This is a genomic window from Streptomyces sp. NPDC090798 (assembly GCF_044768965.1).
Classification (GTDB): Bacteria; Actinomycetota; Actinomycetes; order Streptomycetales; family Streptomycetaceae; genus Streptomyces.
This window is the reverse complement of record NZ_JBIVXA010000034.1, coordinates 78538-91363: the sequence shown is the minus strand read 5'-3', so window position 1 is coordinate 91363 and position 12826 is coordinate 78538. Positions and strand designations below refer to the sequence as shown.

At 69.7% G+C, this 12826-nt stretch carries 13 protein-coding genes and 2 pseudogenes; 7 read left to right on the top strand and 8 right to left on the bottom strand.

The window, feature by feature from the left end; translation table 11 throughout:
• Positions 1–240 precede the first annotated feature (240 nt).
• Together ACIQTP_RS43800 and ACIQTP_RS43795 are read left to right on the top strand one after the other, a co-directional pair.
• The gene (locus tag ACIQTP_RS43800) at positions 241–570 is read left to right on the top strand and encodes a hypothetical protein (RefSeq protein ID WP_266944778.1); all 330 of its coding nucleotides are present in this window, start codon (positions 241–243) and stop codon (positions 568–570) included.
• Between the two features lie 94 nt (positions 571–664).
• Positions 665–1361 (top strand): annotated as a pseudogene (locus tag ACIQTP_RS43795) (IS701 family transposase); the annotation flags it as partial.
• A gap of 55 nt (positions 1362–1416) precedes the next feature.
• On the opposite strand, the gene ACIQTP_RS43790 reads toward ACIQTP_RS43795, so the two are convergent.
• Both ACIQTP_RS43790 and ACIQTP_RS43785 read right to left on the bottom strand, forming a co-directional pair.
• Positions 1417–1905, bottom strand: coding sequence for a hypothetical protein (locus tag ACIQTP_RS43790; RefSeq protein WP_403411021.1), 489 nt, complete (start codon positions 1903–1905; stop codon positions 1417–1419).
• 892 nt (positions 1906–2797) lie between these two features.
• Positions 2798–3050, bottom strand: a pseudogene (locus tag ACIQTP_RS43785) (DUF3099 domain-containing protein).
• A gap of 997 nt (positions 3051–4047) precedes the next feature.
• On the opposite strand from ACIQTP_RS43785, the gene ACIQTP_RS43780 reads away from it, so the two are divergent.
• Complete coding sequence (locus ACIQTP_RS43780; RefSeq protein WP_403410993.1) at positions 4048–4365, top strand: hypothetical protein; 318 nt, start codon at positions 4048–4050, stop codon at positions 4363–4365.
• Between the two features lie 76 nt (positions 4366–4441).
• A complete protein-coding gene (locus ACIQTP_RS43775; RefSeq protein WP_403410990.1) occupies positions 4442–5341 on the top strand; it encodes a CHRD domain-containing protein in 900 nt (299 codons plus the stop codon).
• Positions 5342–5398: 57 nt separating this feature from the next.
• Here ACIQTP_RS43775 and ACIQTP_RS43770 read toward each other — a convergent pair whose 3' ends face one another.
• The 3 genes from ACIQTP_RS43770 to ACIQTP_RS43760 form a co-directional block, all read right to left on the bottom strand.
• Positions 5399–5530 carry a hypothetical protein gene (locus ACIQTP_RS43770; protein ID WP_403410987.1) on the bottom strand — a complete coding sequence of 44 codons (132 nt, stop codon included), beginning with the start codon at positions 5528–5530 and terminating at the stop codon, positions 5399–5401.
• Between the two features lie 11 nt (positions 5531–5541).
• Positions 5542–5682: a hypothetical protein gene (locus ACIQTP_RS43765; protein WP_403410984.1), complete on the bottom strand. Its 141-nt coding sequence runs from the start codon at positions 5680–5682 to the stop codon at positions 5542–5544.
• A gap of 251 nt (positions 5683–5933) precedes the next feature.
• A complete protein-coding gene (locus tag ACIQTP_RS43760; protein WP_403410981.1) occupies positions 5934–6500 on the bottom strand; it encodes a TetR/AcrR family transcriptional regulator in 567 nt (188 codons plus the stop codon).
• Between the two features lie 83 nt (positions 6501–6583).
• Between ACIQTP_RS43760 and ACIQTP_RS43755 the strand changes: the two genes are divergently transcribed.
• The 3 genes from ACIQTP_RS43755 (at position 6584) to ACIQTP_RS43745 (ending at position 10073) form a co-directional block, all read left to right on the top strand.
• Positions 6584–7504, top strand: a complete 921-nt coding sequence (locus ACIQTP_RS43755) for an SDR family oxidoreductase (protein WP_403410979.1) — start codon at positions 6584–6586, stop codon at positions 7502–7504.
• Positions 7505–8013: 509 nt separating this feature from the next.
• On the top strand, positions 8014–8883 hold the full coding sequence (locus tag ACIQTP_RS43750) for an LLM class F420-dependent oxidoreductase (RefSeq protein WP_403410976.1): 870 nt from the start codon (positions 8014–8016) through the stop codon (positions 8881–8883).
• Positions 8884–9446: 563 nt separating this feature from the next.
• The gene (locus tag ACIQTP_RS43745; RefSeq protein WP_402050777.1) at positions 9447–10073 is read left to right on the top strand and encodes a GntR family transcriptional regulator; all 627 of its coding nucleotides are present in this window, start codon (positions 9447–9449) and stop codon (positions 10071–10073) included.
• Between the two features lie 48 nt (positions 10074–10121).
• Here ACIQTP_RS43745 and ACIQTP_RS43740 read toward each other — a convergent pair whose 3' ends face one another.
• From ACIQTP_RS43740 to ACIQTP_RS43730, 3 genes are read right to left on the bottom strand one after another with little or no spacing between them, the layout of a single operon-like run.
• Entirely contained in the window at positions 10122–10460 is a 339-nt protein-coding gene (locus tag ACIQTP_RS43740; RefSeq protein ID WP_351435670.1) for a cupin domain-containing protein, read from the bottom strand.
• The gene (locus ACIQTP_RS43735) at positions 10457–11248 is read right to left on the bottom strand and encodes a carbon-nitrogen hydrolase family protein (RefSeq protein WP_403410973.1); all 792 of its coding nucleotides are present in this window, start codon (positions 11246–11248) and stop codon (positions 10457–10459) included. Before ACIQTP_RS43735 ends, ACIQTP_RS43740 begins: the two co-directional genes overlap by 4 nt.
• 45 nt (positions 11249–11293) lie before the next feature.
• Positions 11294–12658, bottom strand: coding sequence for an MFS transporter (locus ACIQTP_RS43730; protein WP_403410970.1), 1365 nt, complete (start codon positions 12656–12658; stop codon positions 11294–11296).
• Positions 12659–12826 lie beyond the last annotated feature (168 nt).

Sequence of the window (12826 nt, the reverse complement as noted above, 5' to 3'; positions counted from 1 at the left end):
GCATCGCCGCCGGCCTCCGCCGCAACGCCCGCGACCCCCACCGCCCACTCGAACTCCTCGGCCTCGGATGATCACAAACCGGACGTCATCCGACTACGCCGAAGCCCTGCCCACTGATCGGCCGATGGCAGCTAATACTCCAGCCGTAGATCGTGATCACGGATGAGAAGGTCTCCCGTCCCGATAGCCTGCGGTGAGGCCGCCACGGCGGCTTCACCGCAATGGTAGGAAGGATGTGTCGTGATCCGTCCGGAGGTTGCTGACTTCACCGCCCTGGGCAAACTCCCGTCCGAGGACGGCGAGCCCGACGAGGCTCTTGAGGAGGCCGTCGAACGCGCGGGAGCTCTTCTGGGTCTTATTGAGCGACCCGTGACCGATGAGGAGGCCCATGCCTTGGCGGACTGCTTCGGCGACGACGAATGCTTCGGCGTGGCCTGGGTCCTCCTGCATCTCATCGAGACGGCTCCTCACGCGCGTGAGGACCAGCCTGAAGCCGCTCGACGATGGCGCGATGGTCTGACGAGCCAGTCCCACGCGCAGGCTACCGACGAGCGGCCTTCGCATCCGTGATCACGATGGTGAGTGGTGCTTCTCCGCCTACCCGAGTTCACCGAGACGGAGGGTGTCCCTTATCTCGCTGAGCTTCGCGGTTGTCGCCGGGGTCTGGGTTGCCGACGACGAGGTCTACGGCGGCAACCCGAAGTTGCGAACCGCGCTGGAGGAACGCGGCACGGGCTACGTCCTCGCGGTGGCCTGCTCGCACGAAGTCACCACCGGTGCGGGGAAGTTCGGTGCGGACATCTTGGCCAAGAAGGTGCCCAAGCGGGCCTGGCAGAAGCTCTCCGCAGGGGCCGGGGCCAAGGGCCACCGCGTCTATAACTGGGCAGTCATCGACCTCCCCGACCCCCGCCCCGGGAGTCGTCAGCTACTGATCCGCCGTAACCGCAGCACCGGCGAACTCGCCTGCTACCGCTGCTACTCGCCCGCATCCGTGCCGCTGACCGTGCTGGTCAGAGTCGCCGGATCAAGATGGCGGGTGGAGGAGTTCTTCCAGTCGGGCAAGGGCCTGGCCGCACTCGACGAGCACCAGGTCCGCCGCTATACCTCCTGGTCCCGCTGGGTCACCCTCGCGATGCTCGCGCACGCTTCCCTCGCCGTCGTACGCGCAGACGAGCACACCCGCCCCGCACCCGATGCCCTCATTCCGCTCACCTGCAACGAGGATCCAGCGCCTGTTCATCACCCTCGTCGTCCGACCCGTCCACGACACAGCCCACCGGATCGATTGGTCGAACTGGCGACGCCGCCACCAGGCCCGATCCCGAGCCAGCCACTACCGACGACAAGCCACTCAGGAATGAAGATCACGAACTACGGCTGGAGCACTAAGGGATCGCAGGGAATCGACGGGTTGCTTCACGCGCTGCGTACGCGCGTTCTGAAGACCTCCGTGATCAACCCGCGGGGAAGTCGCGGGTGTTGTTTCCGCAGCTGGACGATCGGCAGTGTCGACTGCTTGATGGGGGCAGCGGCCCGGTTGTGGGGCACGGCGGGATCCGCGCGGTGCTCGGGCCGGCCGGAGCCGGCGAGACCACTGTCCGCGAAGGCATGGACGAACTGGATTCGAGGTGTCCGCGCTGTGCGAGACCCGGAGCACGCGGTCACACAGCACGGACCGTTCGCGGCCGGCGGGATGTCCCTGGCCATGACGGGGCCGGAGTTGGCGCCCGCGCCTTGCAGGGCGCGGGCGCCGAGCATCATGGCCTCGCCCTGCGCGGCGCCGCCGTGGGCTGAGGCGCCCGCGAAGCAGATCAGACCGGTGACGAAGGTGCGCTTGCGGCCCCACAGGTCGGCGATAGGGCCACCGAAGAGCGGCGGCCCGGGATCCTTCAAGGCCGCGGCCATGCCCGGCAGGACGGATCAGGCCCGACCCGCAGGCCGTAGGAGCAGCTGCAGGAGAGGGTGGACAGCCGGGACCGGCTGGGCTGGGCCACAGCAGCCATCAGCCACCGACGCCACCCCGAGCCGCAGCTGCCCAAATGTCCGGGCCTGTCCATGACTTCCCATCCGCACTCACGCGCCCGGTGCGCCTCATTGCCGGCGCTTCCCTGCGCTATTTTCCAGGACCGGAAGGCAATTCCCTGTTTCGATTGGCGCGTTCAAGCACGGCCACCTCATGCTCTGCCGAGGTCCGAAGGAGGTGTTCTCCGATGAACCTTCCGCTGCGGGCGTAGACCTCGAATCGGTCGGCTATCTGCTGAATCGTATAACCGGCTCGGCTTTGATCGGGAGCATACGGACACGCCATGGTTCGTGATCCTTCTCTGCCTTGTGGGCTTCAGGAGTCGTCGATGGAACTGTTCACAATTTGAACGCATTCCAGTGCCCGGTCGGATCCGTCGATCGGGGGACCGCATGGTGGGGCTGTCGTAGTCGCGTCGGGGTGCTTGCCGCCGGGTACGCGCTGCTCAGGCGCCACACCGGAGCGGGCCGGGAACCGGTTGACCGGACCGGCCGCATGTCCTGCGTTGACACCGATCGGACGGCAGCCGCTGCGGAGCCTGTGGCGCGCCATACGCCTTCTCGCATGCCTGCTCTCGGCTCTCTGCGATACGGGGCAACCGGACGGTGCCGATGCAGGCGGCACAGCCCCGCAGGGGCACACCCGTCGCGGTGGCAGGCCAGGCCAGTGTCACCTGCGGCCCTGACATCTGCCACGGTGCACGGGGACCATTCCCATATGCCGGCGACCACACGTTTCGTAGGAGGCACCGGCCTTGTGGCCGTGGAACGGGTTTCAGCGACGTTGTCTGCCGTCCATCTCGTCCCACCACTCGTCGGACTTCGGGTCGCCGGACGGGGCGTCCCACCAGCGGTCGTCGGGGCCACGCCGGTTGGCGACGATGGCGGCCACCGGCGGGATCACCATGGCGACCACGCACATGCCGACCGCCGCGGGAACCGACCAGATACGCACGACGCCCCAGGCCAGGACGAAGAGCGCGATACATGTCCCCATCATGGTAGGTGTGACGACGTTGTGCGTACATGACTCGAGGGTAGGTCGTGCGTACACGACTCCGGGTAGGCCGAACGGCGGATCCACCACCCCCCATCGTGACCCCCGATCCGGCCGGCGGTTTCCGGTGGGCGCCCGCTCGATTCGAGCTCCCACTACTGGCACAGGACCACAGGCGAGCGGGGGATCCGCCAGGCGGCCGACGTGACGGCGCCTGGCCGGTTGCTGACCACATGCGCTCCGACCGCACACAGCAACGCGTCCATCAGCTCGAACAGTTCGTCACGCGGGGCGGTCGGACATCCGTAGAAGTCGTCCCGAAAGTGTGATGCCGGAATCCCCGTACGGGCGATCACGGCCGAGGTACCACGCGAGCCGCGAAATGGGATACCCCCGCAGGTCAGGACTCTCGATGATGCGGAATCATTCGCTGTCTCCGCGTACGACCGCAGCGTACCGTTCATCCAACTTGGCACGCAGGAAACCGAGTTGGTATCCGCGTCGGGCCGACCGTCATGCATCTCTGCCCGGACCAGGGTGTCGATTTCTGCCACATGCTGTGCGAAGGCCTGTGCCCACTCCTGCTCGTCCGGCCGGAGGAACGGCGAACGCCGGAGAAGGAGCAGATTGACCTGTGTCAGCCTGCTTGGTCCAGACCGCACTCAACACCTTTCAGGTCACCTTCGACGGCCGCTTCTCCACAGTCCGCCGGCGACCACAACAGCCCCGCCGCACCCGTCGTAGACCCCGGCAAGAGACGCGCGCATGAGCAGCGTCCACCGTCTGGTCCTCCGCTCGGGGGACACCGTCCGGCCCGGGGCGTGCGGCAGTTTTGACAGGACAAGCGAGACGCCTGGGCGCGTGCTCGCACGGGTGGCGGGTTGGTGCGGGCCGACAACCGCCCACGAGCACCACTTCCTCCCGCACCACGCAACGGATGCGGACAGGGGACACACCCTGTTCGCCGAACAGCACGTCGGCTGCGGCACTCGACACCCCTCAACGCCGCGCCGTGGGAAAGGTGCCGTATGACCGAGCTCGGCCTGCCCGAAGGCAATGTGGCCTGCCTCTCCGGCCTCGAGGAGGTGGTCACCGAGACGGCTGTGGTACACGCGGCCGCCTGGAAGAAGTCCTCTTCCCCCTTCGCCTTCCCCCACCCCGCCCGCGCATCCCCCATTTCGTCCTGCAACACCGGCTGCACGAACTACACGCCGAGGGGTGCGCCGTCTGGCGGCAGTGAGATGGCACCGTCATCCTGCATGCCGTCCTGCATGCAGCGACCAGTGGAGTGGATTCCACTGCGGATGCGCGTACAACATGACGAAACGGGCAAAACCCCCCACTGAGATCACAGCGGGAACGGGTCTGCCGACCCTGCTCGTACGAGCCGCTGACATCACACTGCCGAAGTAAGGGATCCCCATGTCCACAGCCACCCGGCGTGCGACCTTCGCCGTCATCACCATAGCGACCGCATTGGCTGCTACCGCCTGCTCGTCCTCGTCCTCGCCCTCGGCCTCGTCGTCGGCGCCCGCCTCGGCCTCGCCGCTGGCTGCTGACTCCGCCTCGCCCTCCGCGTCGAAGAGCGCTTTCTCCTCCGCGAAGGTCGCAGTCAAGGCTCAGCCGGTCGGCACAGTCAGGCTCGGCCTGCCGGGCGGAAAGGTCTCCGCCGCGTTCGACATCACCGGTCTCGCACCCGGCATCAAACACGCTGTCGACATAGTGCCGGGCAGCTGCGCCCAACCGCGGTCCGACTCCGCACTGGTGTCCTTCCCGACCGTCACCGACGACGACTTCGGCAACCTCAAGACCACCGTCCAAAGCACGCAGTCAGGACTTCGGGCGCTGCCCGGCAACGCGGTCCTGGTGGTACGGCTGAGTGACGGCGACTCCCGGCAGCAGAAGGAACCGATCGCGTGCGTGCCGCTGCCCAGCGGTGTGCCCGACGGCTCACCCGTGAAGGTGCAGCCTGCCGGCTCCACCAAGCGGGAGGGCGACGCCACCGTCGCCTACGACGCCGCCACCAAGACCTACACCGTGAAGGTGAAGGCCACCGGACTGGCAGCGAACTCCCGGCACGCGGCGCACCTGCACCAGGGCACGTGCACCAAGCAGGGCCCGGTCCTGGTGATGCTCGGAGACCTTACCGCCGATGACCAAGGCGTCATCGACATGACCGTGAAGGTCCCCGATCAGTCCGCCCAGCTGACCGGCGCAACCTACCTCAACATCCACCTCGGTGACGGTTCTCAGATCCTGTCCAAGGACAAGAAGCCCACCCCGCTGTTCCAGCCCCTCCTGTGCGGCCCCGTCACTACCTGACCGTTCACCCTGCGCAACACCGCGGGCTGCGCTTGCCGTAACCCCCACCCATGCTGGTCACGCCGCATATTGGTAGTCGTGCAGGATGCCGCCGAGCGCGACCTCGGTCCCCGCGTCTGCGCGGGCGGTGTCGAACAGGTGTCGAGTCGTCGCGGGGCTCCGGGCGGCCGAGTTCTTTGAGCCGTCCAACGGCGACAAGCTCACCGGGCGCTCTCGGCGATCGCGACCGCTATGTCGCCGAGCGCGTCGTCTCCGAGCCGGGCCGCGGTGATGGCGCCGGCGACCTCCAGTGCCCAGTCGACGTCCGCCGGGAGGCAGGCCGTCACGGCGGCCCTCAGCATGCGGTCGCGGCAGGGACCGTGGTATTGCTCGACGAACTGCCGGACGACGCCCGGGCTGTGGGTGAAGTTCCTGCGCCGGCGACACCATGGCGCCCCGCCTGCACACGCCCGCGTGGGAAGCCGGCCGGCCGCGATGCCCGTCCATCAAGGATCGCGATGGTCAGCCCACTACTCCTGTCCGCGTACGTCCTCATGCGCAGAGGTCGGTACGACCTCACGTACACGCCCGCTCGGCAATCCCCGGGAAACCCCTAAGCGCCCGCGGTCACGGCCTTGAGCGCGTCCAGTGCCTCCCGCATCAACAGCGACAGCTCGCGTTCCTCGTCCGCCGCGATCCAGCGATGGAAGCCGACTTTGAAGAGGGCGACCCCTGCCTCGGCGGCCAGGCTCGCGTCCGGTTCCGTAACGCCGTGCCGGCGCAGGGTGTCGGCGAGCGCGGCCGAGGTCGAGGCGAGCTTGATCAGGTCGCGCTCCTGGAGCTCGGGGTTCGACATGATCACAGCCTGTCGAGTGCGTACGAAGTCGCGTTGGCCGGCGAGCATCTCGGCGATCGCGTCAAGACCCGCGGCCAGAGCGTCGATCGGCGCCACGGACTTCAGGGCACCGGAGACCGCCCCCACGAACCGGTCCTGGAACTCGCCGGCGGTGGCGAACAGTACCTCGCGCTTGTCGGCGTAGTGATTGAAGAAGGTCCGCTCCGTGAGCCCGGCGCGTTTGGCGATCTCCGCCACGGTTGTCTGCTCGTATCCGCGCTCGTTGTAGAGCTCCAGTGCCGCTGTCGCCAGGCGCCCGCGTGCGTTCGGCTCCCATCTACCCATGGGCAGATCCTACGTGATTACAGTGACTGCAATCAGCTGTTAAGGTCGATTGCAGTAACTGAAGTCAAGTGTTGGGGTTTCCCATGCGCATCTTTGTGACCGGCGCGTCCGGCTTCATCGGCTCCGCTGTCGTTCCCGAGCTCATCGGCGCGGGACACCAGGTCGTCGGGCTCGCCCGCTCCGACGCCTCCGCCGCCGCGCTCACCGCCGCCGGCGTGGAGGTCGTCCGCGGCACCCTCGACGACCTTGAGGTCCTGCGGGACACGGCCGCCGCGTCGGACGGGGTGATCCACCTCGCCTTCAATGGCGAGCGCGCGTTCACCGGCGATTACCAGGGCGCCGCCGATGCCGACCGCCGCGTCGTCGACACCTTCGGCGATGCGCTCGCCGGCACTGATCGCCCCCTCGTCCTCGCCACCGGCTTCATCGGCTTCCCGACGGGGCGCGCGGTGACCGAGCAGGACGCGCCCACCATCGACGGCTCGCCGTATGTGATTCGGTCGGCCACCGCCCAGGCCGCGCTCGCGTTTGCCTCGCGCGGCGTCCGCTCATCGGTGGTGCGGGTCTCTCCGACCGTCCACGGCGAGGGGGACTACGGCTGGGTGCCGCACCTGGTCGCCACCGCCCGCGCCAAGAACGTCTCCGCCCACATCGGCGACGGCGCCAACCGCTGGCCGGCGGTCCACCGCCTCGACATTGCACGGCTGTTCCGCCTGGCCGTCGAGAAGGCGCCCGCCGGATCGGCGCTGCACGGCGTCGCGGAGGAGGGCGTCGCGCTCCGCGACATCGCCGAGGTGATCGGCCGCCACCTCGACGTACCGGTGACCTCCGTGGCCCCCGAGGCCGCGGAGGAGCACTTCACCTGGCTGAGCCCCTTCATGAGCCTCGACGTCCCGGTGTCGAACACCCTGACCCGCGAACTGCTCGGCTGGCAGCCCACCCGCCCCAGCCTGCTCGAGGACGTCGCCAAGGGCCACTACTTCCACACCCCCGCCACCACCTGACCAGCCCCCAAGACGCCTGACCAGCCCCCAAGACGCCACCTGCCCGGCACACACAGGCACAGTGGGGCATCGGCAGAAGGCTCCTGTCGGCTCCAGGAGCGGACGACCAGCTCCGGCTCCCTGAGGGTTGGCCGGCGCCCCGGGATTGTGGGCACGTAGCGGTGGAGGCGCTCGTACGCGGGCAGGCGGTGCCCGCCCGCAGGGGCCGAGGGGAGACGGGAATCTGACCGGCGTGCTCAAAGCAACAGTGCGTGGCCCCTCAACAGCCCCCGCACCAGGCCGACCTACGGGCTCAAGATCCCAAGAGACGACCGCAGTCCACCGGGCGGGCACCAGCCTCACATGCTTTCACGGCGCAGCGTCCCCGCTCGGGGCAATCATCACGGCGCAGGCACGGGGGCGGCGGTCTCACTCGTCCGGACGACAGCCCGGCCGCCTCCGCGCGCGGCGCGCCACGTCACCCGAGCGCGTCCGCGCTTCGTGCTTAAGGTGACGCCCGGAGGTGGAGAATGCGAGTGGGGTTGCACGCGCTCGGTATCGGTGACGGTGCCCGTCCCGAGGTGATCCGCGCGGTGGCCGCAGCCGCGGAGACGCACGGCTTCGCGAGGCTCTGGTGCGGCGAGCACGTGGTACTCGTGGATGCGCCCGCCTCCCGCTACCCCTACTCCGCGGACGGCCGGATCGCCGTGCCCGCGGACACGGACTGGCTGGACCCGCTGCTTGCCCTGACCTTCGCGGCGGCGGTCACCAGCCGGATCGAGCTCGCCACCGGCGTACTCCTACTGCCTGAGCACAACCCGGTCCTGGCCGCCAAACAGGCCGCCACACTCGACGTGCTCTGCGCCGGGCGGTTCAGCCTCGGGGTCGGAGTCGGCTGGTCGGCGGAGGAATTCGCAGCGCTCGGAGTCCCCTTCGCCAGGCGCGGGCAGCGCACTGATGAGTACCTCGCCGCGATGCGCACCCTCTGGGCCGAGGACCCGGCCTCCTTCACAGGGGAGTTCACCCGCTTCGACGCGATCCGGGTCAACCCGAAGCCGCTGCGCGGCGGCCGGCTCCCGGTCGTGGTCGGCGGCAACAGCGACGCCGCCCTGCGCCGCGCGGTCACGCTCGCCGATGGCTGGTACGGCTTCAACGTCCCGGCGGCCGACGTCCCGGCGCGCATCGCCGTTCTCGCCGACGAGTGCGCCCGCCACGGTCGCGCTTTCGACGAGCTCACAGTCGCCGTCGCGCTGAGCGACGGCACCCCGGAGCACCTCCCCGCACTCGGTGCGGCAGGCGTCACCGAACTCGTCGTCGTCGGCGCACCCCCATCCGCTCCCGAGGCGGCGGCCACCTGGGTCGCGGAAATCGCCCAGACCTGGATTCGCCCGGAGCAATAACCAGGGCCGGCCGGGGCTCCAGCCGATGTCTTCACGCCCGCAGGGCGTCCCCAAAGACAAGATGACTGACCTGCGGCTCCTGAGGCCGTCGGACGGCCGCAGCAAACGTCCCGCACGGCTGATGATGTTCGACCTCGACAGTCCGGTGGACGGTCCCGAGGTCGGCCGCTTCGGCCTGTTCAATCACGGGTTCGCAGTCCGGTGCGCGAGCCGCCCGTATGTCCTGGTAGACACTGCTTGGATAAACCGCACAAGGACAAGTGGATCGCGGCCGTGGGTGCCGACGGGACCTTGCGGCGGCTCTTCCCGCACTCCTGGGTGCCGCAGGAACACCACTTCGGGGGTCCGGCGGTCGAGATCGGGCAGTCCCTGGTGTATGCCGGCGCCGTCCACCAGGGGCATGGGATCCAACCGGGTGGCGCCTACGTCGTACGGCGATCCCTGAACGGCGCAGTGCAACTCTGGGCCCGAGCGTCCCCCAACGCGGTTCGCGACCCGGCCCTCCGCGGGAAAGCGCGTGGTAGCGTCGGTATACAAACTGTATGCGATGTCTGGGGGTTGCCGTGACGTCCGGTCGGGAGAAGGCCTACGCGTATCTCAAGGACACGGTGCTGACGGACCCCGAGATGCAGGGGGCCTTCCTGTCGGAGCAGGAGCTCGCCGATCGTATCGGTGTCTCCCGCACCCCCATCCGGGAGGCGCTGCTGCTGCTCGCCGCCGAGGACCTGGTCGAACTCGTGCCCAAGCGCGGTGCCCGGGTGACACCCCTGACGGGGCGGGAGGTCCGGGAGTTGATGGAGCTGCGCGGCGTCGTCGAGCGGTACGCGGCCCAGCAGCTCGTCGCGGCGGAGCGGGTACCCCTGGAGGAACTGCGCTCCCTGCTGGAACGGCAGCGTGCGCTCACCGGCGCCGAGGAGACCCGGGAGTTCATCGCCGTGGACCACCGGTTCCACGCGTCCCTGGTGTCGGCCGTCGGTAACGCCCTTCTGGACCGGCACTATGACGGCCTGCGCAGCCGCCAGGTCCGTGCCGGGGTGACCGCCGTCTACAACCAGCAAGGACGGCAGGAGGCGGTGCTCGACGAGCACGAGGCCATCCTGGACGCCCTCGCCGACGGTGACGCACAGGCCGTGTGCGCGGCCATCGACCACCACCTGGAGTCGACCCTCAAGGTGCTGCTCGCGGGCTAGGCCGGCGAGCGTCCCCGCTGCCGAGGGACGCTCCCGTGCCCGCCGGGATCAGGGGTAGGTGATCACGAGCATGGTCACGCCGTCCGGCGAGGTCCAGGGTCCGTGCGGCATGCCCGGGGGACGGCAGGCGTACATGCCCGCGGTGAAGGTCCGGTCCAGCGTCCGGTCGTACAGCGCTCCCTCGACCAGATAGACCTCCTCCCATACGTCGTGCCGGGCCACGCCCGCGGCCGAGGTGTCGGTGCCCGGCGCCCAGCGGACGAGCGCGGTGCGCCGACTGCTCGCGGGGTCCTCGGCCAGGACGCACTCCTCGACGCCGGGTCCGGCGCCGGCCGGGGCGCGCCAGGGCCCGTCGGGCCGGTGGAACTCCAGCTCGGGCCCGCTCATCGCCACACCTCCGGCCGCCGGTTCGCCAGCACGGACGTCCTCTCACGGACCGCGCCGACCTCCTCCACGTCCAGATCCGTCACCAGCAGCTCCGGCACGGCACCCAGGGAGGCCCGTACCGTCCCGTCCGGGCCGACCACCAGGCTGTGCCCGATGCCGGTCGGCACAGGGCCCGGACCGGTGCCGGGATCGGCCTGGCCGACGGCGGCGACCCAGACGGTGGCATCCAGCGCGCGGGCCCGCACCAGCAGCTCCCACTGGTCGAGCTTGCCGGGGCCGGCCCCCCAGGAGGCCGCCAGCAGCGTTCCCACCGCCCCGGCGTCGGCGTGCGCCCTGAACAGCTCGGGGAAGCGGACGTCGTAGCAGGTGGCCAGGCCCAGCCGGACGCCGTCCACGTCGATCACGGCGGGGCGCGAGCCCGGAGCGACGGTCTCGGACTCGCGGAAGCCGAAGGCGTCGTAGAGGTGGATCTTGTCGTACGACTCCTCGACGCCGGGTCCGGTGGCCAGCAGGGTGTTGGCCACCCGTCCCTCGTCGGCCGGGGTGAACATGCCGGCCACGACGACCGTGCCGGTCGCCCGGGCGATCTCGCGGACCCCGTCGGCCCACGGCCCGTCGAGCGGCTGGGCGAGCGGGGCCAGCGGCGTGCCGAAGCAGGCCATCGACGCCTCCGGGAAGACGACGGCGCGGGCTCCGGCGTCGGCGGCGCGACGCGTCCACTCCTCGACGAGGTGCAGGTTCTTTTCGGGGTCGGGGCCGGTGGTGAGCTGGCTCAGGGCGATCCGCACGGTGCGGTGCCTCCTTGTGTCTGGGTCGGGGCTCTGTGGCCGTTCTCAGCGGGAAAGGGGGACGTCCGCCGCGGCCCGGGTCTGCGGCGCGGCGAGCCGTACGTCCTCGTCGACGGCGGCCTCGGGGTTGCGGCCCAGGAGGACGCCCACCAGGGAGACCGCCGAGGCGAGGGCGATGTAGAGGGCCAGCGGTACCCAGCTGTCGTAGGCGCTCAGCAGGGTGGTGAACAGCAGCGGGGCGATGGCGCCGCCGATGATCCCGGCCAGGGTGTAGGCCAGCGAGGAGCCGGTGTAGCGCAGCCGGGGCGAGAACTGCTCGGCGATGAAGGCGGCCTGCGGTCCGTAGAGACAGCAGTGGATCACCAGGGCGACCAGGACCCCGGCGGCGAGCGGCAGCCAGGAACCGCCGGCGGCCATCGGGAAGAACACGAACGGCCACACCGCGGCCGCCACCGCGGAGACGCCGTACAGCAGGCGCCGGTTGACGCGGTCGGAGAGCGCGCCGGCCAGCGGCATCAGGAAGACCTGGAGCGAAGAGCCGATGAGGACGGCCGCGAGGGCGGAGCCGCGCGCCATGCCGAGTTCCTGGGTGGCGTAGGTCAGCACGAAGACGGTGAACATGGCGTACAGCACGTCGGGGCCGACCCGGCAGAGGATCGCGGCGAGCAGGGCGCGGGGCTGGGTGGTGAGAACCTCGCGGATGGGGGCCTCGGGCCGGGACTGCTCGGCTTCCATCGCCTTGAAGACCGGGGTCTCCTCCAGCTTGGCCCGGATCCACAGCCCGAAGGCGACCAGCGCGCCGGACAGCAGGAAGGCTACGCGCCAGCCCCACGACTCGAACTGCGCCTCGCTCAGCAGCGCGCCGAGGGCGGCGAGCACACCGTTGGCGAGCAGGTTGCCCACGGGCGGGCCCACCTGCGCGGCGGAGGCGTAGAAGCCCCGGCGGCGCGGGTCGCCGAACTCGCTGGACAGCAGGACGGCACCGCCCCACTCGCCGCCGACGCCGACGCCCTGGGCGAAGCGCAGCACGACCAGGGCGATCGGCGCGGCCACGCCGATCGTTCCGTATGCGGGCAGCAGGCCGATCAGGAAGGTGGCCACTCCGATCAGGACGAGTGTGGCGATCAGCACCTTCTTGCGGCCGATCACGTCCCCGAGCCGGCCGAAGACGAATCCGCCGATGGGGCGGGAGACGTAGCCGACCGCGTAGGTGGAGAACGCCAGGAGCGTGCCGGTGAGCGGGTCCTCCGACGGGAAGAACAGATCACCGAAGACCAGGGCGGCCGCGGCGGAGTAGACGGCGAAGTCGTACCACTCCAGGGCCGTGCCGGTGAGGCTCGCGACGAAGGCGCGGCGGACGCCGGAGCGCTTCTCCGCGGCCCCGGCGTCGCTCTTCGGGGTGTCGTGCATGGTGCCCATCCTTGCTCGGGGACATCGACCTTCCGGCATACTTCTTGTATACAGGTCGTATGCGCAAGCCCTGCGCCGGAAGTTAACCGCGGAGAAATCAGGATCCGCGGACCGATCCCCGTTCCCGTTTCCCGTTTCTCGATCCCCGATCCCCGATCCCCGATTCCT